18 protein-coding genes are annotated in these 21,120 nt (G+C 74.9%); all 18 read right to left on the reverse strand.

Annotated elements, in window-relative coordinates; translation table 11 throughout:
- Nucleotides 1-29 precede the first annotated feature (29 nt).
- Nucleotides 30-1,409: a hypothetical protein gene (locus ACGFI1_RS01500; RefSeq protein ID WP_392781897.1), complete on the reverse strand. Its 1,380-nt coding sequence runs from the start codon at nt 1,407-1,409 to the stop codon at nt 30-32.
- A gap of 162 nt (nt 1,410-1,571) precedes the next feature.
- Nucleotides 1,572-2,501 (reverse strand): DivIVA domain-containing protein, encoded by a 930-nt coding sequence (locus ACGFI1_RS01505; protein ID WP_138641856.1) that lies wholly within the window; start codon nt 2,499-2,501, stop codon nt 1,572-1,574.
- Between the two features lie 57 nt (nt 2,502-2,558).
- A complete protein-coding gene (locus ACGFI1_RS01510) occupies nt 2,559-2,855 on the reverse strand; it encodes a YggT family protein (RefSeq protein WP_089324192.1) in 297 nt (98 codons plus the stop codon).
- 21 nt (nt 2,856-2,876) lie between these two features.
- A complete protein-coding gene (locus tag ACGFI1_RS01515) occupies nt 2,877-3,413 on the reverse strand; it encodes a cell division protein SepF (protein ID WP_138641857.1) in 537 nt (178 codons plus the stop codon).
- Between the two features lie 105 nt (nt 3,414-3,518).
- On the reverse strand, nt 3,519-4,250 hold the full coding sequence (locus ACGFI1_RS01520) for a YggS family pyridoxal phosphate-dependent enzyme (RefSeq protein ID WP_392781900.1): 732 nt from the start codon (nt 4,248-4,250) through the stop codon (nt 3,519-3,521).
- Entirely contained in the window at nt 4,247-4,975 is a 729-nt protein-coding gene (gene pgeF / locus ACGFI1_RS01525; RefSeq protein WP_386868753.1) for a peptidoglycan editing factor PgeF, read from the reverse strand. Before pgeF ends, ACGFI1_RS01520 begins: the two co-directional genes overlap by 4 nt.
- On the reverse strand, nt 4,972-6,462 hold the full coding sequence (ftsZ, locus tag ACGFI1_RS01530) for a cell division protein FtsZ (RefSeq protein WP_392781903.1): 1,491 nt from the start codon (nt 6,460-6,462) through the stop codon (nt 4,972-4,974). The genes pgeF and ftsZ overlap by 4 nt, the downstream gene beginning before the upstream one ends.
- Before the next feature lie 379 nt (nt 6,463-6,841).
- Nucleotides 6,842-7,597, reverse strand: coding sequence for a cell division protein FtsQ/DivIB (locus tag ACGFI1_RS01535; protein ID WP_301177880.1), 756 nt, complete (start codon nt 7,595-7,597; stop codon nt 6,842-6,844).
- A 57-nt stretch (nt 7,598-7,654) separates the two neighbouring features.
- Nucleotides 7,655-9,061: a UDP-N-acetylmuramate--L-alanine ligase gene (gene murC, locus ACGFI1_RS01540; protein ID WP_392781906.1), complete on the reverse strand. Its 1,407-nt coding sequence runs from the start codon at nt 9,059-9,061 to the stop codon at nt 7,655-7,657.
- On the reverse strand, nt 9,058-10,152 hold the full coding sequence (murG, locus tag ACGFI1_RS01545; RefSeq protein ID WP_138637705.1) for an undecaprenyldiphospho-muramoylpentapeptide beta-N-acetylglucosaminyltransferase: 1,095 nt from the start codon (nt 10,150-10,152) through the stop codon (nt 9,058-9,060). Before murG ends, murC begins: the two co-directional genes overlap by 4 nt.
- A gap of 40 nt (nt 10,153-10,192) precedes the next feature.
- The gene (ftsW, locus tag ACGFI1_RS01550) at nt 10,193-11,446 is read right to left on the reverse strand and encodes a putative lipid II flippase FtsW (protein WP_138637704.1); all 1,254 of its coding nucleotides are present in this window, start codon (nt 11,444-11,446) and stop codon (nt 10,193-10,195) included.
- A gap of 2 nt (nt 11,447-11,448) precedes the next feature.
- Nucleotides 11,449-12,915, reverse strand: coding sequence for a UDP-N-acetylmuramoyl-L-alanine--D-glutamate ligase (murD, locus tag ACGFI1_RS01555; protein WP_392781908.1), 1,467 nt, complete (start codon nt 12,913-12,915; stop codon nt 11,449-11,451).
- Nucleotides 12,897-13,955, reverse strand: coding sequence for a phospho-N-acetylmuramoyl-pentapeptide-transferase (gene mraY, locus ACGFI1_RS01560; RefSeq protein WP_138637702.1), 1,059 nt, complete (start codon nt 13,953-13,955; stop codon nt 12,897-12,899). The genes murD and mraY overlap by 19 nt, the downstream gene beginning before the upstream one ends.
- Complete coding sequence (locus ACGFI1_RS01565) at nt 13,952-15,334, reverse strand: UDP-N-acetylmuramoyl-tripeptide--D-alanyl-D-alanine ligase (protein WP_386868763.1); 1,383 nt, start codon at nt 15,332-15,334, stop codon at nt 13,952-13,954. The genes mraY and ACGFI1_RS01565 overlap by 4 nt, the downstream gene beginning before the upstream one ends.
- Nucleotides 15,331-16,866 (reverse strand): UDP-N-acetylmuramoyl-L-alanyl-D-glutamate--2,6-diaminopimelate ligase, encoded by a 1,536-nt coding sequence (locus tag ACGFI1_RS01570; protein WP_387073742.1) that lies wholly within the window; start codon nt 16,864-16,866, stop codon nt 15,331-15,333. The genes ACGFI1_RS01565 and ACGFI1_RS01570 overlap by 4 nt, the downstream gene beginning before the upstream one ends.
- An 81-nt stretch (nt 16,867-16,947) precedes the next feature.
- Nucleotides 16,948-18,666 carry a peptidoglycan D,D-transpeptidase FtsI family protein gene (locus ACGFI1_RS01575; protein ID WP_449201638.1) on the reverse strand — a complete coding sequence of 573 codons (1,719 nt, stop codon included), beginning with the start codon at nt 18,664-18,666 and terminating at the stop codon, nt 16,948-16,950.
- Nucleotides 18,667-19,300: 634 nt separating this feature from the next.
- Complete coding sequence (locus tag ACGFI1_RS01580) at nt 19,301-20,029, reverse strand: hypothetical protein (protein WP_392781914.1); 729 nt, start codon at nt 20,027-20,029, stop codon at nt 19,301-19,303.
- A complete protein-coding gene (rsmH, locus tag ACGFI1_RS01585) occupies nt 20,026-21,042 on the reverse strand; it encodes a 16S rRNA (cytosine(1402)-N(4))-methyltransferase RsmH (protein WP_386868771.1) in 1,017 nt (338 codons plus the stop codon). The genes ACGFI1_RS01580 and rsmH overlap by 4 nt, the downstream gene beginning before the upstream one ends.
- Nucleotides 21,043-21,120: the final 78 nt, after the last annotated feature.

Raw genomic sequence — 21,120 nt, forward strand, 5'->3', positions numbered from 1 at the left:
GGGCCGGTGCACCGGCCCGCGGTACGGCGTCAGTCGCGGGCGTGCGCGCGGTCGGGCTGGCACACCAGGCAGGGCGTGCAGCCGCGGGACTTGGCCTCCGCGCGGGAGAGCGACTCCAGGTCGTCGGCGTCGTCGCCGACGTCCTCGATGAGGGCGCAGTCGACGCGGTGGTACCGCTTGGTGCCGCTCAGGATGCGGACCTGCGGGCCCTCCCCCTCCGGCTCGGCGGACGGCTCGTCCGCGGCCGGCTCCGGCTCGGGCGCCGCGAAGGCGTCCCCGGCGGAGGGCACGGAGGGCTCGGCGCCGGTCTCGTCGTCGGCGTGGCGCGGCTGCGGCGCCGCGGCCTTCGCACCCGCGAAGGGGGCCGAACCGAGGTCGACGGTGACGTCCGGGGCGGCGGAGGCGGGCTCAGCGGGCCGCTCCCAGCCGGAGCGCTCCTCCGGCTCCTCCGGGGAGGGGTCGGCCTTCTCCGGCGTCTCCGGGGCGCTGGGGGCCGCGGCCGCGGCGGCGAGCAGGCCCGCGGCGGGCACGTCGGTCAGGGTCGGCCCGGACGGGCCGCCTGACGGGGCCTCCGCGGCCGGCTCGTCCGCCCGCGGGATCTCCGCCGTGCGGTCGAACGCGCCGGGCTTGTCGAAGGAACCGGGCTTGTCGAACGCGCCGGGCTTGCCGGGCGAGCCGGGGTCGGCGAAGGAGACGGGCGTGTCGAACGCCGTGGACGCCGCGGCTGAGGGCGCCGGCTTGGCGAGGCCCGCCAGGCCGCCCTCGGAGCGTTCCGCGCCGGGCTCGCGGCCGGCCGCCGCCGTGCCGCCGGAGTCGCCGCCCTTGGCCGGGGACGCGGGCGCCGACGCCGCGGCGCGCGCCGCCAGTGCGGTGTCGGGCATGCACGCGGTGCAGGGGCTGAACCCCTCTTCCTTGGCCTCGGCGTAGGTCAGTTCCTCGACGTCGCGCCCGGCGAGCTGCCGGCACGTGTCGAGGTGGTAGCGCTTGCGCCCGCGGACGACGAACACCAGCGCGTCCTCGGGGACGTCGGCGGGCGGGGCGGGCACCTCCGCCGCGTCGTCGGCCGGGTCCGCCGGCGGGGACGCGGACGCCGCGGCCGCCGGGACGCCGGCGGCGCCCTTGGCGGGCGCCGGGGCCGGGGGCGCGGGCCTCTTGCGCCTGTCCTTCTTGGCCTTCTTGCTCTGCCGGGCCGGTACCGCCGAGGCTCCGGGGCCCCAGAGCTCCTTGCGCCGCAGGAACACCCCGATGGCCAGGCACAGCGCGGAGATGATGCTGACGGCGATCGATATGTAGATCACCACCAGCGCGTCCAGGCCGAAGACCTGCGCGCTGTCTCCGTTGCCGGCGACGATTCCCGCTACCAGGAGGGCGATCGCCACCACCACGAGAACGCCACTCAGGATGATCACAGGGTCTCTCCCACTCGTTCGGACCGCTCGGCTCCGGGCCGGTGCGAGGGACCCGGTCGCCGCCCACGACCGCCCGTCAGCGCCGAGAAGGCGCCCGCCGGGATGGCGCCGCTGCCACCCGGCGCGGGCATCGAGACGACACTATCGCCTGCGGCGGCCGCGTCAGCGCCGATCGTGCGGCGGGTTGTCGCCGCCCGCGTGGAAAGCGCCGGTCGCCGAGTGCTGCACCTGCTGGCCGTGCTCGGCCGGCTGCGGGAACGTGCCCGGCGCGGGCGAGGGACCGCCTGCGGCGCCGTTGCGGTTCTCCGGGTGCGGAAGGCCGGGCTGCGGACCCGTCTGCGGACCCTGCGGGGCGTTCTGCGGCGACTGGACCGGGGCCGCGCCCGGGACGGCGGCGAACGCGCCGGTCTCGGTGCTGCCCGCCTCCAGGTCGCGGAGCTGCCCCTCCAGGTACACCTTCAGGCGGCTGCGGTACTCGCGCTCGAACGCGCGCAGGTTGTCGACCTCGCGCTCGAGCTCCTCGCGCTGCTGCACGAGCGAGCCCATGACCTGGCGGTGCCGCTCCTGCGCGTCGCGGTCGAGGGCCTCGGCGCGGGACCGGGCCTCGCTGACGATCTGGTCGGCCTGCCGGCGGGCCTTGCCGAGGATCTCCTCGGCCTCGCGGCGGGCGCGGCCGAGCGTCTCGTCGGCCTCCCGGCGCGCGTCGGCGATCGCCTGGTCGGCGGTCTGCTGCGCGAGCGCGAGGACGCGGGCCGCGGTGTCCATGTTGTCCTCGCCGGTGGGGGCGGCGGACATGCCGAGGCCGCCGAGCACGGGCTCCGGCTCGGGCTGCGGCTGCGGCTCCGGGCGGGGCGGCTCGGGGATCTTCTGGACGTCCGGCTTCGGCTCCACGATGGGGGCGGCCATGGCGGGGACCTTGCCGCGCAGGCACTCGGCCAGCTTGGCCCGCAGCTCCTCGTTCTCCTGGATGAGGCGGTCGAGCTCCGCCTCGACCTCGTCGAGGAAGGCGTCCACCTCCTCCTCGTCGTACCCCGGCCTCAGCCTGGTGGTACTGAACTGCTTGTTCCGCACGTCGGCGGGTGTCAGCGGCATGTTCTCGTCTCCTTGGCGCGCTTGGAGTCTGTCCCTGAAGGACGGTATCCGATCGATCTAGGGACCGCCGAATACGGAGCCAATGACCATGATCAGGATCCAGACCACAAGGATGAGCACGGTGAAGCTGAGGTCCAGTGCAACGTTACCCAGACGGACCGGCGGGATGAAACGCCTCAGCAGCTTCAAGGGCGGATCGGTGATGGTGTAGGTCGCCTCGGCGATCACCAGCACCACCCCGGAGGGCTTCCATTGGCGGGCGAACGACTGAAGGACCTCCAGCACCAGCCTCCCGATCAGGAAGAGGAGGAAGAGGTACAGGAGGTACGTCAGCACCTGTCCAGCGATGTTCACGGATACTCTCGCATGTGGCTATCAGCTCTGGTTGAAGAACCCACGTTCTGCCATCCGGGCCTTGTCCTCCGCCGTCACCTCCACGTTGGCGGGCGACAGGAGGAACACCTTGTTCGTAACACGCTCGATGCTCCCGTGCAGGCCGAACACGAGACCCGCCGCGAAGTCGACGAGACGCTTGGCGTCGCTGTCGACCATCTCGGTCAGATTCATGATCACCGGTGTGCCCTCTCTGAAGTGCTCTCCGATGGTCCTTGCCTCGTTGTAGGTCCTGGGATGCAGGGTAGTGATACGAGCGAGGTCGGTGGTACCGGACTCGTAGAGCGCCACGGAGCGTCGCTCCAGCGTCGACGTGGAGTGATGGTCGCGATCCCGGTCCGCGGTCTCCTCCGCTCGGGTAAGCTGACCGCCGGATTCGTCCTCACGGCGACGGGTCTGACCGGGGTCGGTCTCGTCGTCGTAGACCTCGTACTCGTCGTAGTCGCCGTACTTGTCGTCGTAACGGTCGTCCTCCACAAGGCCGAGGTAGACCGCCATCTTGCGCATCGCGCTGGCCATACGCCCCTCCGTGTCCTGTGGCCGCGGCGCCGGGCGCGTCCGGCGCCGTCGTTGGACTGCTCCGTCGTGGCGACCCGCGTACCGCCAGGTACCACTGGGGGGACATTACCTGACGATTGCCCGTCGGCCGCCGAGCAACGCCGTACCGATCCGCAGGTGTGTCGCGCCGCACGCGATCGCCTGCTCCAGATCGCCGCTCATACCCGCACTGACGATCCGGGCGTCCGGATGGTTCCTTCGCATCTCCGCCGCGACCTCCGCAAGCCGGGTGAAGGCGGGCAGCGGGTCGGCGCCGAGCGGCGCGACCGCCATCACTCCGCCGAGCCGCAGGCCCGGCGCCCCGGCGATCGCGTCGGCCAGTTCCGGCACGGCGGCCGGCGCCGCGCCGCCGCGCTCACCGCGCGCCGCGGCCTCGTCCAGCGACACCTGGACCAGGCAGCGCGGCGTCCGGCCGGCGCGGGCCGCGGCGTCCGACAGCGCGGCGGCCAGCCTCGGCCGGTCCACCGAGTGGACGACGTCGGCGTAGCCGGCGACCGCGCGGGCCTTGTTGGTCTGCACCCGGCCGACGAAGTGCCAGGTGAGCGGGAGGTCGGCGCATTCGGCCGCCTTGGGGCGGGCCTCCTGGTCGCGGTTCTCGCCGACCTCGGTGAGGCCGAGTCCGGCCAGCAGCCGCACATCGGAGGCGGGGAAGGTCTTGGTCACCGCGATCAGCGTGACCTCGTCCGCGTCCCGGCCGGCGGCGGCGCAGGCCGCCGCGATCCGGGCGCGGACCTCGGCGAGGCCCTCGGCGAGCTCCGCGCGGCGCCGCTCGGGGGTGGGATCGGTCTCGCCGGTCACGCGCCGTCCTTGATCCAGACGAATCCCGCGAAGCGGCCGGTGCGGCCGTCGCGGCGGTAGGAGAACAGGCCCGCGTCCTCGATGGTGCAGCGCGGGTCGGCGGTGACCTCGGCCACCCCTGCGGAGGCGAGCTGCGCGGCGATGCCGGCGCGGATGTCGAGACCGGGGGTGCCCTTGGACGTCACGGCGTGCGCGGCGGGGACGACGGCGGCGACCTCGTCGCGCATCTCGGCGGGCACCTCGTAGCAGCGGCCGCACGCGGCGGGCCCGATCGCGGCGGTCATCCGGGCCGGGTCGGCGCCCCGCTCGCACATCGCCTTCACCAGCGCCGGGACGACGCCGGCGGCGGTGCCGGGGCGGCCGGAGTGGGCGGCGCCGACGACGCCGGCGACCGGGTCGGCCAGCAGCACAGGAGCGCAGTCGGCGACGAGGACGGCGAGGGCGAGGCCCGGGACGGTCGTGACGACGGCGTCGACGGGGCCGGGGGTCTCGGGGGAGGTGACGAACGCGACGTCCGCGCCGTGCACCTGCCGCATGTAGACGGTGCGGCCGGGGTCGGCGCCGAGCGCCTCGGCGGCGCGCCGCCGGTTGCCGCGCACGGCGGCGGGGTCGTCGCCGACCGCGCCGCCCAGGTTCAGGGAGTCGTAGGGGGGCCTGCTCACGCCGCCGGCGCGGCCGGTGAAGCCGGCGCCGACGCCGTCGCCCAGGGCGACGGGGGTGATCACTTCAGGAAGTCGGGGACGTCGAGGTCGTCGTCCTCGTCGAACACGACGGGACGGCGGCGCTGCCCGGAGGAGGCGGGGCCGCCGTCGTTCTCCCCCGCGTGCACGCGGGAGGAGGCCGGCTCGGTGGGCTGGCGCGGCGCGGGGGCGCGCGACCCGGCGGACTCGCCGGCGTCCCGGTCGCCCGGCGGCCCGGCCGAGGTGCTCTCGGGCCGGGCGGGCTCGTCGCGGTCGCCGCGGCCGGCGGCCCGGTCGTCGCGGGCCGGCGCGGGCGGCTGCTCGCGGTCGCTCTCGGCGCGCGGCTGCGGGGCCGGGGCCGGCGGCGCCGGGGCGGGCGGGTGCGGCGCGGCGGCGGCCTGCGCCACCGACGGCTGCGCCGACTGCCCGCCGGTCGGGTGGCCGCTCACCGGCTCCGAGCGCCCGACCCGGCTGGGGATCGGGTTGGCCGGGGCGGCGGGCGGCGCGGACGCGGGCGGCGGCACCGGGCGGGGCGGGGGCGGGGGCAGCCGCTTGCCCTCCGGCTCCGGAGCCGGCTTGGCAGGGCGCCCCTCGTCAAAACCCGCCGCGATCACCGTGACCCGGACCTCGTCGCCGAGCGCGTCGTCGATGACCGCGCCGAAGATGATGTTGGCGTCCGGGGCGGCGGCGTTCGACACCAGCTGCGCGGCCTCGTTGATCTCGAACAGGCCGAGGTCGGAGCCGCCGGAGATGGACAGCAGCACGCCGTGCGCGCCGTCGATGCTGGCCTCCAGCAGCGGGCTGGAGATCGCCATCTCGGCGGCGGCGACGCTGCGGTCGTCGCCGCGCGCGGAGCCGATCCCCATCAGCGCCGAGCCGGCGCCGGACATCACGGACTTGACGTCGGCGAAGTCGAGGTTGATCAGGCCCGGGGTGGTGATGAGGTCGGTGATGCCCTGGACACCGGACAGCAGCACCTGGTCGGCGGCCTTGAAGGCGTCCAGCACGCTGACCTGGCGGTCGGAGATCGACAGCAGCCGGTCGTTGGGGATCACGATGAGGGTGTCGACCTCGTCGCGCAGCGTCTCTATGCCGGCCTCGGCCTGCATGGCGCGCCGCTTGCCCTCGAAGCTGAAGGGGCGGGTCACCACCCCGATGGTGAGCGCGCCGAGCGAGCGGGCGATGTTGGCGACCACGGGCGCGCCGCCGGTGCCGGTGCCGCCGCCCTCCCCGGCGGTGACGAACACCATGTCGGCGCCCTTGAGGACCTCCTCGATCTCCTCCCGGTGGTCCTCGGCGGCCTTGCGGCCCACGTCCGGGTTGGCCCCGGCGCCGAGGCCGCGGGTGAGCTCGCGGCCCACGTCCAGTTTCACGTCGGCGTCACTCATCAGCAGCGCCTGGGCGTCCGTGTTGATCGCGATGAACTCGACGCCCTTGAGACCCTCTTCGATCATCCGGTTGACGGCGTTGACGCCGCCGCCGCCGATGCCGACGACCTTGATGACCGCGAGGTAGTTCTGCGGTGCTGCCACGACGAGGGGCCTTTCCGCTCTCTCCGACCGCCCAGACCGGCCTGCCGACCGTGCCGCCGCGGTGTTCCGACCTGTGCACTGGGGGCGGGGCCGAAACCCTCACCCTCAACTTGAGGCTTACACTTATGTCAACCTGAAGACTGATACGGACAGTAGGGCGGCCTTACCGCCAGGGTCAACTAACCTCCCCCGAACTCCACCGGCGTGTCGCAGCTGGCATGGGTTTGCCCAGGTTGTCGTCGGGCCCCCGCCCGGTGCAGCGCCCGCGCGCATCGGCGTCCCCCCTCCCCGTCCGCATCGGTCCGGCATGACCGTTCCAGCGTGCCCGATCGGGCGGCGGGAATCGCCGCGACACACGCACCCGGCCCACTTCGGGGCCTCACTTCGTCTTCAGGACCTCGGGGGAGCTGATGTCGATGGTGCGGATCGCGCGGCCGGACGCGGTGCGCCGCACGGCGTCCAGCAGCCTGACCTTCTCCTCCGCCCGCTCGGCGGCGCCCCACACGACCGTCTGCCCGTCCGCCATGTGCAGCGTGACGGCCTCCGGCCCGGTGGCCTCCACCTCGGCCACCGCGCGGCCCAGCCGCTCCGGCAGGCCGGTGAGCACGGCGAGCGCCGCACCGGTCGCCCGGTCGGACGGCCCCGGCGAGGCCACCGTCAGCGCCGGCAGCCCGGACGGGCGCGACTCCCGGTCGGCCACCGTGACGCCGTGCCGGTCGAGCAGGTGGTAGCGCCCGTCGCGGCCGAAGACCGCCACCGGCGCGCGCTCCCGCACGACGATCCGGACCGTGCCCGGCCAGTGCCGCTCGATCCGCGCCGACTCCACCTCGCGGAGCCGCTCGACGCGCTCGGCGACCGCGCCGGTGCGCAGCCGCGCCATCGGGGTGCCGAGGTCGATCGCGGCGGCCGCGACGATCCGGTCGCGGGGCGCCAGCCCGGCGCCCGCGACCTCGACATGCCGCACCACCAGCAGCCGGGAGCCGAGCAGCACCCAGGTCACCAGGCCGAGCGCGCCGACGACCAGCAGCGTGACGAAGATCGCCTTCCACCGGTTCGGCCGGCCGCGCCCCTCCCCCGCCGCTCCGCCGGGATCCTCCCCCGGGACGGCGTGCCGGCCGGTCCGTACCTCGGTCATGACCCAAGCTTGGCAGTTCTCCCCCCGCGCGCCGCCGACCGCGCGGCCGGCGGCGTGTCACCCGCCGAGGCGCTCCAGGACGAGCGGCCCGAGCTGCGTCACGTCCCCGGCGCCGAGCGTGATGACGACGTCGCCGGGCCGGGCCAGGGACGCCGCGATGCCGGGCACCTCGTCGCGGACGGGCGCGTACACGGTCTCGGTGCCGACCGGGACGGCGTCCGCGACGAGCGCGCCGGTCACGCCGGGCTCCGGGTCCTCGCGGGCGCCGTACACGTCCAGCACGACCGCGACGTCGGCGCGGCCGAGCGCCGCGCCGAACTCGGCGGCGAAGAACCGGGTGCGGCTGTACAGGTGCGGCTGGAACACCGCGACGATGCGGCCGCCCTCGCCCTTCTCCCCCAGGTAGTCGCGGGTGGCCTCCAGGTCGGCGGTCAGCTCGGTCGGGTGGTGGGCGTAGCTGTCGAACACCTCGACGCCGCCCGCCGCGCCCTTGCGCTCCAGCCGCCGCATCGCGCCGCCGAACGCGGCGAGGCCCGCCCGCACCGGCGCGTCGTCCAGGCCGAGCGCCCGCGCGACCGCGATGACGGCGGTGGCGTTGAGCGCGTTGTGCCGGCCCGGCACGCTCAGCACGACCTCGCCGGCGCCCTCGATCTCGAACCGGGAGCCGAGGCCGCGCGGCGTGAAACCGGTCACCCGCAGGTCGGCGCCGGCGGCCTCGCCGTAGGTGCGGACGGTCAGCCCGCGCTCCCGCGCGAGGGCGGCGAGCTCCATCGCGACCGGGTCGTCGGCGCCCGCGACGAGCGTCCCGCCCGGCTCGACCCGGTCGACGAACCGGGCGAAGTTCTCCTTCACCTTCTCGAAGCCGCCGTAGTTGTCGAGGTGGTCGGCCTCGACGTTGGTGACGACCGCGATGTGCGGGGCGTACATGAGGAACGAGCCGTCGCTCTCGTCGGCCTCGGCGACGAACACGTCGCCGGTGCCCTCGTCGGCACCGAGGCCCGTGGTGACGAGCTGCCCGCCGATGCAGTAGGACGGGTCGGCGCCCGCGTGCTGGAGCGCGACCGTCAGCATCGACGTCGTGGTGGTCTTGCCGTGCGTCCCGGCGACCGCGACGGCGCGCCGCCCGGCCATCAGCGACGCGAGCGCCGCGGACCGGTGCAGGACGCGCAGCCCCCGCTCGCGGGCGGCGACCAGCTCGGGGTTGGACTCCCGGATCGCCGTGGAGACCACCACCGTGTCGGCGTCGCCCACGTGCGCGGCGTCGTGCCCGACGAAGACCTTGGCGCCGAGGTCGCCGAGCTGGCCGAGCAGCTCGGAGTCGCGGGCGTCGCTGCCGGACACCGCCATCCCCCGCCGCAGCATGATGCGGGCGATGCCGGACATCCCGGCGCCCCCGATCGCGATGAAGTGGACCCGGCCGAGCTCGCCGGCCGGGACCACCGCACTCGGGTCGATCAGGCTCATCGCGCGGCGCCCGCGGCGCGGACCACGTCGTACACCATGCGGGCGAGCGCGACGTCGGCGTCCCGGCGGCCCATCCGGCCGGCGGCCTCCGACATGTGCGCGACCCGGGCCGGGTCGGCCAGCACCGGCAGCAGGTGCGCGGCGATCCAGTCGGGCGACAGCTCGGCGTTGTCGACCAGCATGCCGCCGCCCGCCGCGACGATCGGCTCGGCGTTCAGCCGCTGCTCGCCGTTGCCGATCGGCAGCGGCACGTACACCGCGGGCAGCGCGACGGCGGCCAGCTCGGCGCAGGTCATCGCGCCCGCCCGGCACATCGCCATGTCGGCGGCGGCGTAGGCGAGGTCCATCCGGTCGCAGTAGGGGATCGTGACGTACTGCGGGCCGCCGGACGCGGGCTCGGGCTCCTCGGTGTTCTTCGGCCCGACGATGTGCAGCACCTGGATGCCGGCCTGCCGGAAGTACGGCGCGGCGGCCACCGCGGCCTGGTTCAGCGAGCGGGCCCCCTGCGAGCCGCCGAAGATCAGCAGCGTGGGCAGGTCGGGCAGCAGCCCGAAGTAGGAGCGGGCCTTGTCGCCCATCGCGAGCCGGTCGAGCGTGGCGATCTCGCGGCGCAGCGGGATGCCGACGAACGTCGGGTTCGGCAGCGGCGAGTCGGCGTGCGAGACGGCGACGTGCTCGGTGAACCGGGCGCCGAGCTTGTTGGCGAGGCCGGGCTTGGGGTTCGCCTCGTGCACGATGATCGGCACCTTGCGCTTGCGGGCCGCGAGGTAGCCGGGCGTGGCGACGTAGCCGCCGAAGCCGACCAGGATGTCGGCCTGGGCCTGGTCCAGGACGGCCGCCGCCGCGTTGATCGCGCCGCGCAGCCGGCCGGGCACCGACAGCAGCTGCGGGGTCAGCGTGCGCGGCAGCGGCACCGGCGGGATCAGCGCGAGCTCGTACCCCCGCTGCGGGACGAGGCGGGTCTCCAGCCCCCGCTCGGTCCCGAGGCAGACGATCCCGGTGTTCGGGTCGTTGCGGCGCAGCGCGTCGGCGAGGGCCAGGGCGGGCTCGATGTGTCCGGCGGTGCCCCCGCCGGCCAGGACAACCCTCATGCTCGTTGACAACTCCTCAGCGTGTTCGAAAGGGGGGATTTCAACGCCGTGCCAGACCCAGCCAGCTTAGAGCCCTCACGACGGGTCCGGGGCCACGTGCGGAGAGTGCCTGCCGCGCGCCGGGCTCCCGTTTGGCGAAGGCGAGCAGCATCCCGAGCGCGAACAGGCTCGGGATGAGCGCGGAACCGCCGTAGGAGACCAGCGGGAGCGGGATCCCCGTGATGGGCAGGACGGCGATGACGGCGCCGATGTTCACGATGGCCTGCACGACCAGCCAGGCGGTCACGCCGGCGGCCGCGAGCCGGGTGAAGGGGTCCTTCACCCGCCGCGCGATGCGCAGCCCGGCGTAGGCGAGCGTCCCGAACAGGCCGACGACGACGAGCGTGCCGATGAGGCCGAACTCCTCCCCCACGATCGCGAAGATGAAGTCGGTCTCGGCGTGCGGGAGGTAGTCCCACTTGGCGCGGCCCTCGCCGAGGCCGGTGCCGAACAGCCCGCCGGACGCGAGCGCGTACAGCCCCTGGGTGCCCTGGTAGTTGGTGGTCAGCTTGTTGCCCGACGGGTCGAGGAACCCCGTGAGGCGCTGCATCCGGTACGGCTCAACGACGATGAGGATCGACACCAGCAGGCACACGAGCCCCGCGATGCCGACGAACAGCCGGCCGGGCGCGCCGACGACCCACAGCAGCGCCAGGAAGATGGTGAGGAGCACCAGCGTGGTGCCGAGGTCGCTGCCCAGCATGACCAGCAGCACGAGGATCCCGGCGCCCGGCATCAGCGGCACCAGCAGCGGCCGCCACTCGGTGAGCTGGCCGAGCCGGTCCTTGCGGGCCAGCAGGTCGGCACCCCACAGCACCAGGCCGAGCTTGGCGAGCTCGGACGGCTGGATCTGCAGCGGGCCGAGGTCGACCCAGCGGGTGGCGCCGCCCGCGCTGCGGCCGAGGCCCGGCACGAGCACCAGCCCCAGCGCGACGACCGACAGCAGGACCAGCGGGTAGGCGAGCGCGCGGAACGTCCGCACCGGCAGCCGGGACGCCAGCCACATGGCGGGCAGCCCGATCGCCATCCACACCGCCTGCTTCTGGAACAGCGTGTACGCCGAGCCCGTCGCCTGGAGCTGCTTGACGCTGGAGGCCGACAGCACCATCGTCAGGCCGAGCGCGAGCAGCATGATCGAGCAGCCCAGCACCAGGTAGTAGGAGGTGAGGGGCCGGTCGAGCAGCCCGACGGCGGCGGCCACGTGCTCGCGCGGCCCCGGACGCCCGCCGCCCTCCTCCTCGGCAGCGGCGGTCACGGCTACTCGGCCGCCCCGGCGCCGGCCGTCCCGGCGAGGCGTTCGACGGCCGCGATGAACGCCTCGCCGCGGGCCGGGTAGTTGGCGAACATGTCGAAGGACGCCCCGACGGGCGCGAGGAGCACGGTGTCCCCGGGGCGGGCGAGGGCGGAGGCTTCGTTGACGACGCGTTCCATGGCCCCAGTGTCGGTGTCGGAGACGTCGACGACGGGGACATCCGGGGCGTGTCGCGCGAGTGCCTCCGCGATCCGGTGCCGGTCGCGCCCCATCAGCACCACGCCGCGCAGCCGCGCGGCGCACGAGCGCACGAGGTCGTCGACGTCCAGCCCCTTGAGCAGGCCCCCGGCGATCCACACGACGGGCTCGTAGGCGGCGAGGGACGCGGCGGCGGCGTGCGGCTGGGTGGCCTTGGAGTCGTTGACGTAGGCGACGCCGTCGACGTCGGCGACGTGCTGGATGCGGTGCGGGTCCGGGACGAACGCCCGCAGGCCCGCGCGGACCGCCTCCGGCGGCACCCCGAAGCAGCGCGCCAACGCGGCGGCGGCGAGCGCGTTCGCGACGTTGTGCGGCGCGTACGGGCGGACGTCGGCGAGCGCGGCCAGCTCGGCGGCGTGGTGCGCGGGGTCGTCGGTGAAGGCGCGGTCGACGAGCAGGTCCTCGACGACGCCGAGCTCGCCGGGCCGCGGCACCTGGAGGGTGAACCCGACCCGGCCGCGCACGCCCTCGGCGCGTTCGGCGAGCGCCGCGGACGTGTCGTCGTCGGCGTTGTAGACCGCGACGGCGCCCGGCGCGTAGATCTTGCCCTTGGCACCGACGTAAGCGTCCATGGTGCCGTGCCAGTCGAGGTGGTCGGGGGCGACGTTCAGCACGACCGCCGCCTCCGGCGCGAGCGAACTGGACCAGTGCAGCTGGTAGCTCGACAGCTCCACCGCGAGGACGTCGTACGGCTCGCTGTGCTCTGCCTGGGAGGGCGACCCCCCAGAACCCCCAATGGCCTCGACGATCGGCGTCCCGACATTGCCGACCGCGAGGGCCTTGTGCCCGGCCGCGGTGAGCATGCAGGCCAGCATGCGGACGACGGTGGTCTTGCCGTCCGTCCCGGTGATGGCCAGCCACGGCGCGGCGTCCGGCCCGCGCAGCCGCCACGCCAGCTCCACCTCGCCGATGATCTCGATGCCCGCGGCGGCGGCCGCGGCGAGCAGCGGCACGTCCGGCCGCCAGCCGGGCGAGGTCACGACCAGCTCGGTGCCCTCGGGAAGGCGCTCGCCGTCGCCGAGCCGGACGGCGACCCCGCGGGCCGCCAGCTCGGCGGCGTGCCCGCGCTGCTCGTCGCCGTCGCGGGCGTCCACGATCGTGACGCGGGCGCCGCGGCCGGCGAGGACGCGCGCGGCGGCGCGGCCGGACACGCCGAGCCCCGCCACGCACACGGACAGGCCGTCCCAGGGCTCGTTCACTTCTTCGGCATCCATTCCAGGTAGAACAGGCCGAGCCCGGCCGCGGTGAACAGCGCGGACATCAGCCAGAAGCGCACGACGATCGTGGTCTCGGCCCAGCCGGACAACTCGAAGTGGTGCTGCAGCGGGGCCATCTTGAACACCCGTTTCCCGGTCATCTTGAACCCGCCGACCTGGATGATCACCGACAGCGTGATCATCACGATGAGGCCGCAGAGGATCGCGAGCAGGAACTGGGTGCGGGTCAGGATCGCGAGGCCGACCAGCACGCCGCCGAGCGCCAGCGAGCCGGTGTCGCCCATGAAGATCTTCGCGGGCGGGGCGTTCCACCACAGGAAGCCGAACACGCCGCCGAGCACGGCCGCGGCGACCACCGCGAGGTCGAGGGGGTCGCGGACGCTGTAGCAGTTGGGGGCGAGGGCGGCGGCGCAGCTGTTGCGCAGCTGCCAGTTGCCGATGATCACGTAGGCGGCCAGCACCATGCCGGCCGGGCCCGCGGCGAGGCCGTCCAGCCCGTCGGTGAGGTTCACGCCGTTGGACATGGCCGCGATGAGCAGCAGCGCCCACAGCACGAACAGGTACGGGCCGATCGAGGGGCCGAAGTCGCGCAGGAAGGACAGGTGGGGGTCGGCGGGGGTGACCTGGTAGCCGTTGGGGAAGTTCAGCGACCCGACGGCGAACACGACGCCGACGAGGATGATCCCGACCATCTTGGCGCCGCTGCGCAGGCCGAGGCTGCGCTGCTTGAACACCTTGATGTAGTCGTCGACGAAGCCGACGAGGCCGAGGCCCGTCATCAGGAACAGCACGAGGACGCCGGAGATCGTCGGCTCCTCGCCGGTGACCAGGTGCGCCGCGGCGTAGCCGACGAGCGCGCCGACGATGAAGACCGCCCCGCCCATCGTGGGGGTGCCGCGCTTCTTGAGGTGCGCCTCGGGGCCCTCGTCGCGGATCATCTGGCCGTAGCCGAGCCGGTTGACGATCCGGATCCACACCGGCGTGCCGACCACCACGAAGACCAGCGCGATCCCCGCGGCGATGATGATGTTGGTCATCGGGCGGCCTCCGCCAGCAGCGCCTCGGCCACCCGTTCCAGCCCGGCCACGCGCGAGCCCTTCACCAGCACGACGTCCCGCGGCGCGAGCCGCTCGCTGAGCACGGCCACCGCCGCGCCGACGTCATCCACCTGTACGCACTCTCCCGTCCATGACGCCACCTGCCCGGCCCCTTCGGCCATCGCCGCCGCGTTCGCGCCCACCACGACGAGCCCGGCGATCCCGCTGCGCGCGACATGCTGCCCGATCTTGGCATGTTCCGCCACGGAGGCGTCGCCGAGTTCGGCCATCTCGCCCAGCACCGCGAAGGCGCGCCGCCCGCGGGCCATGTGGACCAGCACGTCCAGCGCGGCGAGCGTCGAGTCGGGGTTGGCGTTGTAGGCGTCGTTCACCACGGTCACCCCGTCGGGCCGCTCGGTGACCTCCATCCGCCACCTGCTGACCGGCACCGCCGCCGACAGCGCCTCGGCGACCGCGTCCGGCGCCAGCCCGGCGGCGCGCGCGGCGGCGGCCGCGGCGAGCGCGTTCGGGACGGCGTGCGACCCGTGCAGGCGCAGCGCGACCGGCGCCGACCCCTCCGGGGTGACGAGGGTGAACCGGGCCCGGCCCTGCTCGTCGAGCGTCTCGCCGGTCGCGCGGACGACCGCGTCCGGGCCGCGGCCGAACGTCACGACCTCGCCCCGGGTGCGGGACGCCATCGCCGCGACCAGCGGGTCGTCGGCGTTCAGGACGGCCGTGCCGCCCGGCGGCACCGCCTCGACGATCTCGCCCTTGGCGCGGGCGATGTTCTCCCGGCCGCCGAACTCCCCGACGTGCGCGGTGCCGACGTTCAGCACCACCCCGACGTCGGGCCGGGCGATCCCGGTCAGGTAGGCGATGTGGCCGATGCCGCGCGCGCCCATCTCCAGCACGAGGTGGCGGGTGCCCGCGTCGGCGCGCAGCGCGGTGAGCGGCAGCCCGATCTCGTTGTTGAACGAGCCCGGCGGGTGCACCGTCGGCCCGGCGCGGCCCACCACCTGCGCGATGAGGTCCTTGGTGGAGGTCTTGCCCGCCGAGCCGGTCACCGCGATGACCGTGAGGTCGGGGAGCCGCTCCAGCAGGCCCCTGGCCAGCCGTCCGAGCGCCTCCTGGACGTCGGCCGCGACCACGCACGGCCCCTCGACCGGGCGCTGCGCCAGCACCGCGGCGGCCCCGGCGGCCAGCGCCCCGGCCGCGAAGTCGTGCCCGTCCGCGCGCTCGCCCTTGAACGCCGCGAACAGCGCCCCGGGCTCCACCGCGCGGGAGTCGATGACCACGGGGCCGCTCACCACGACGTCCGGCGGCCCGTGAAGGGCGCCCCCCGTGATCTCCGCGATCGTCGCCAGCGGAAGTGGGATCACGCCTGCGTCCCGTCCCCTCTAGTCCCTTGTCTCCGGCTTCGCAGCGCCGCGCGGACGACCTCGCGGTCGTCGAACGGATGGGTCTCGCCCGCCACGCTCTGCCCCTGCTCGTGGCCCTTGCCCGCGACGACGACGACGTCACCGCGGCGGGCCCGGCCGACGGCCAGCCCGATCGCGGCGGCGCGGTCGGGCTCCACGACGATGTGCGCGCGCTCGGGCTGCGGCACCTTGAGCCCGCCCTCGACCATAGCGGCGAGGATGGCCAGCGGATCTTCCGACCGCGGGTTGTCGTTGGTGAAATACGCCATGTCGGCCAGCCGGGCGGCGGCCTCCCCCATGAGCGGCCGCTTGCCGCGGTCGCGGTCGCCGCCGCAGCCGAGCACCACCGTGAGCTCGCCCTCGGTGACGGGCCGCAGCGCGGTCAGCACGGCCTCGACCGCGCCCGGCTTGTGCGAGTAGTCGACGAGGGTGACGAAGTCCTGGCCCTCGTCGACGCGCTCCAGCCGGCCGGGGACGCCGGGCAGCGACCCGACGCCGCCGACGGCCGCCTGCAGCGTGATGCCGGCCTCGACCAGCGCCACGATCGCGGCGAGCGCGTTGGCGACGTTGAACGGCCCGGCGAGCCGGACCTCCGCGTCCGCCTCGATGCCGCCCGGCCCCACCACGCGGAACACGCTGCCGTCGGCGCCGACGCGCACGTCCTCGGCGCGCCAGTCGGCCGCCGGGTCCCCGGACGGGGAGAACGTCGTCGTCGGCACCGCGGCGATCTCCAGCAGCTCGCGGCCGTAGTGGTCGTCGAGGTTGACCACGCCGACGCGGGAGTACTCGGGCGTGAACAGCCGCGCCTTCGCCAGGAAGTAGTCCTGCATGGTGGGGTGGTAGTCCAGGTGGTCCTGGGAGAGGTTCGTGAACACCGCGACCTCGTAGCGGGCGCCGCCGACGCGGCCCTGCACGAGCGCGTGGCTGGACACCTCCATCGCGGCGGCGCCGACGCCGCGCTCGCGCATCATCGCCAGCAGCGCGTGCAGGTCGGTCGACTCCGGCGTCGTCAGCGCGCTCGGCACCACCTCGCCGCCCACCCGGATCTCGACGCCGCCGACCAGGCCCGTCTCGATCCCGGCGGCGCGCAGGCCCGCGTCCACCAGGAACACCGTGGTGGTCTTGCCGCTGGTGCCGGTGACGCCGATGAGCGTGATGTCCCGCCCCGGCTCGCCGTAGACCCAGGACGCGGCCTCGCCGAGCCGCGCGCGGACGTCGGCGACCACGAGGACCGGCAGGCCCGCCGCCGCGGCCCGGTCGTACCCGGCCGGGTCGGTGAGGACCGCCGCCGCGCCCGCGTCGGCGGCCTGGCCGGCGAACTGGGCGCCGTGCGCGCGGGCGCCGGGCAGCGCCGCGTAGACGTCGCCGGGGCGCACCGCCCGCGAGTCGTGCGTGATGCCCGTGACCGACGTGTCGTCCCGTCCGTCCCATTCGATCCCGAGGAGCTCCGCGAGCCCGCTCAGCGGACGGGCCGGATTGGTGGTCGGACGCATGGCTGTTCTTTCGGTGCTCGCGGAACGGGACTGGTGGGACACGGGTGGTGGACTCACAGGCGAGGAGGGTACTCGCTGCGCTCAGTCTCGGGCGTGGATCTGGATGATCGGCGGTCGGCTCCCCGTCGGCGGGATCTTCTCGGACTGCAGCGCGAAGCTCATCACGTCCTTGAAGACCGGAGCGGCCGCATCGCCACCATAGTGGCTGCCGCGCTTCGGGTTCTGCAGGACGACCTGCACGACGAGCTGCGGGTCGTCCGCCGGGGCGAATCCCGCGAAGGACGCGGTGTAGCCGCCGCCCTTGTAGCAGCCGCATCGCGGGTTGACGTTCTCGGCGGTGCCGGTCTTGCCGGCGACGCGGTAGCCCGGGATCTGGGCCTTGGGGGCGGTGCCCTCGTCGGTGGTGACGCCCTCCAGCATGTCGCTGATGTCACGGGCCGTCTTGGCGCTGATGACCTGCTTGCGCGCGGGCGCCGGCGCCGGCGTGAACGCGTCGTCCTCGCCGACGGTGCCCTCGACCAGGGTGGGCGCGACGCGGACGCCGCCGTTGGCGATGGTCGCGTACACGCTCGCCATCTGCACCGCGTTCACCGACGCGGTCTGCCCGAACGCGATCGAGTACCGGTCGGTGCCCGACCACTTGGCCGGCGGCGGCAGCAGGCCGGACGTCTCGCCGGGCAGCGGCAGGCCGGTCCGCTGGCCGAACCCGAAGTCGCGGAGCGTCCCGTAGAGCTGCTGGGAGCTGATGCTCTCGCTGGCCATGATGGTGCCGACGTTGCTGGACTTGGCCAGCACCCCGGCGAACGTGAGCCGCTCGGGCGCGTGCGGGTGCGAGTCGTGGAACTCGACGTCGTACTTCCGGATCTTGTCGGGCACGGTGTAGGGGGTGCTCTTGGTGACGCCGCCGTGCTCCATGACGGCGGCGGCCGTGACGACCTTGCCGGTGCTGCCGGGCTCGTAGGCGTTCTGGACGAGCGGGCTGCCCCACCGGGACCGGTCGGAGTCGCCGTAGCTGTTCGGGTCGAACCCGGGCGCCGAGGCCATCGCGAGCAGCTTCCCGGTGCGCGGGTCCATGACGATGACGCTGCCGCTCTCGGCGCGGGTGGCCTTGACCTGCTTCTCGATGGCCTCCTGCGCCTTGAACTGCAGGTCGCGCTGGAGCGTGAGGCGGACGCCGCGGCCGGGCACGGAGGGGCGCTTCTGGTCCTCGCCCATGGGGATGTGCTGGCCCTCCAGGCTGATCTCCACCCGCTGCCAGCCCTCGCGGCCGGCGAGCACGTCGTTCATCGAGCTCTCCAGGCCGGCGGCGCCCTTGCCCGTGTCGTTCACGAACCCTATGACGCTCGCGGCCAGCGAGTCGTTGGGGTATTCGCGGCGGTATTCCGGAAGAGTTCCGATTCCGGGGAGGTCCCAGGAGGTGATGAGCCGGGCCTGGTCGGGGCGGACCCCGTGCGCCAGGTACACGAACCGGGTGTCGGGCTTGCTGACCTGCTTCATCAGCGTCGCCGGGTTCAGGCCGAGCGTCGGGGCGAGCGCGTTCACCACCGCCTGCCGCCGGCCGTCCTCGATCAGCGACGGGTCGGCGTAGATGGCGCGCGCCTCCACCGTCATGGCGAGGGGATGGCCCTGGGCGTCGGTGATGTCGCCGCGGACGGCGGGCAGCTCGATCTCCTGCATCCGCTGCCGCATCGCCTCCGCGGTGTACTTGCCGGACTCGATCGTCTGCAGCTGGACGAGGCGCCCGGCGAACAGCGACAGCAGGAACGCGACGGCGAGCAGGCCGACGTTGAGCCGCTTCATCGGGTCGCGGCGGTTGAACGGCACGCGGGGGCGCGGCACCCGGCCCGGCGGGCGCGGCCCGGAACCGCCGGGGCGCGGCCCGCGCGCGCCGCCGCCGGAGCGCGCGGCGCTCTTGCCGGGCGCGGTGCCCCCGGGCGCCTTCTTGCGCGCGGGCCTGCCGGTGGACGCGCCCTTCGGCGGCTCCGTGCGGGACGCCGTTTTGCGGTCGGCGGCCTTGCGGCCGGAGGTCTTCCGGTCGGCCGCCTTGCCGCTGGACGCCTTACTACCGGTCGCCTTGCCGCTGGACGCCTTGTTACCGGGCGCCTTGCGGTCGCCCGTCCTGCCTTCTCCGGACTTGCGCGGCGTCTCGCGGCGGGGGGCGGAGCCCGTCCCGCCGCGCGCGGGACGGCGGGGCGCGCCGCCCTTGCCGCCCGGCCGTCCCGCGCCGTCGGCCCGCCCGCCGGGGGCGCGCGGAGTGCCGCCTGCCGGAGGCCCGGACGCGCGCGCCGCGCCCGGGCCGCTCTTGTCGTCCCGCCCGGCCGAGCCCCGGGAGGCCCTGCCCTCCGGCCCGCGCCGCCGGCCGGGCGGAGGGCCGGCGGCCCCGGGTCCCGGCCGTTTCGTCATGGTCTCCCCCGCTCCCCGCGGCCGCGCCGTGTCACGGCGTCCCGTTCCCGGCCCGCGCGCCGGTGCCCGGGCGCGCGCCGGTGTCGGCCGGCGGCCGCACGCCGTCGCCGGGCACCACGGTGCCGGGGACGCCGAGCACGCCCGCGGCGCCCGCCGACGCGGCGGCCGCCTGCGGGACGGGCCGGATCTTCCCGGCGCCGGGCCGGCCGGTCTCGGTGTCGAAGAAGGCCGGGTCCTCGGCCTCCTTCATGCCGAGCGCCCTGGCCTTGCGCGCCAGCCCCGCCGGCGAGCCCTCGCGGGCGATCTCCTCCTCGTACGCCTGGCGCTGCTGCTCCAGCTGCTTGTTGCTCTGCTGGAGCCGCGTCAGGGTGAACGCGTCCTTGGCGAGGACGGTGTTGAGCAGCAGCAGGCTCACCAGCGCGCCGCCGAGCAGCCCGACGATGAGCAGCACGAACGGCGCGCGCGGCGCGGGCCGTCCGGCCGCGGCCGGACGGGCCCGGACCGCCGCCTTCGCCTTCCCGCCGCCCGCCGCCTTCGCGGGCGCGGCGGCCGTGCCCTTGCCCGCCGCGGTCTTGGCCGGAGCCTTGCCCGCGGTCTTGGCCGGGGCCTTGGCCTCCGTCTTCGGCGCGGCCGCGGCGGGAGCCTTCGGCGGGGCCTTGGGCGGGGCCGTCGCCGTCGCGCCCCGCGCCGCGGGCCCCGGCGCCGCCGTCCTCTTCTTCTTCGGCGCCTTGGTCGGCGGGCGCCTGCTCGTCGTCGTCATGTCGCCTCCCGGACCCGCTCCGCGGCGCGCAGCCGCACCGATCCGGCCCGTGGGTTGGTCGTGGTCTCCGCGTCGGACGGCAGCTCGGCCCCGCGCGTCAGGAGCCGGAACCTCGGCTCGTGCTCGGGCAGCGGGACGGGCAGGTCCGGCGGGGTGGTGTCGGCCGCCTGGGCGGCGAGGACCTGCTTGGTGATGCGGTCCTCGAGGGAGTGGTAGGACAGGACGGCGACCCGGCCCCCGACCGGGAGCGCGTCCAGTGCGGCGGGCAGGGCCCGGCGCCAGCTGTCGAGTTCGCCGTTCACCTCGATGCGCAGCGCCTGGAAGGTGCGCTTGGCCGGGTTGCCGCCGGTGCGGCGGGTCGCGGCCGGGATGGCGGTGCGGACGAGGTCGGCGAGCCGGCGGGTGGAGTCCAGCGGGGCGCGCTCGCGCTCGCGGACGATGGCCGAGGCGATCCGCTGGGCGAACCGCTCCTCGCCGTACTCGCGCAGGATGCGGGCGAGCTCGGCGGGCGGGTAGCCGTTGACGACCTCGGCGGCGGTGAGGCGCTGGGTGCGGTCCATCCGCATGTCGAGCGGCGCGTCGTAGGAGTAGGCGAAGCCGCGGTCGGCCTCGTCGAGCTGCGGGGAGGACACCCCGAGGTCGAACAGGACGGCGTCCACCGCGCGCACGCCGGTCCGGCGCAGCACCGCCGGGATCTCGTCGTAGACGGCGTGCTCCAGCGTGACCCGGTCGCCGAACGGCGCGAGCCGGCGGGCGGAGCGCTCCAGCGCGAGGGTGTCGCGGTCGAGGCCGATCAGCCGCAGCCGCGGCACGGCGCGCAGCATCGCCTCGGCGTGGCCGCCCATGCCGAGCGTGGCGTCCAGGTAGACGGGGTCGCGGCCCGTCACCGCCTCGGCGGCGGGGACGAGAAGCTCGAGGATGCGGCCGAGCATCACCGGCACGTGGCCGCTGCCGGCCCCCCGGTCGCCGGCGGGCACGCCGGCCTCCTCGGACGCGTGGTCGCCCACGTCCATGGTTCACCCCCCTGTACTGCCACTTCGCTCGCGGACTGCGTGGCATCGCCGGACCTGACCGTTCCGCGCCCCCGGCGG

This window comes from Actinomadura geliboluensis (assembly GCF_043197915.1).
Taxonomy (GTDB): domain Bacteria; phylum Actinomycetota; class Actinomycetes; order Streptosporangiales; family Streptosporangiaceae; genus Spirillospora; species Spirillospora geliboluensis.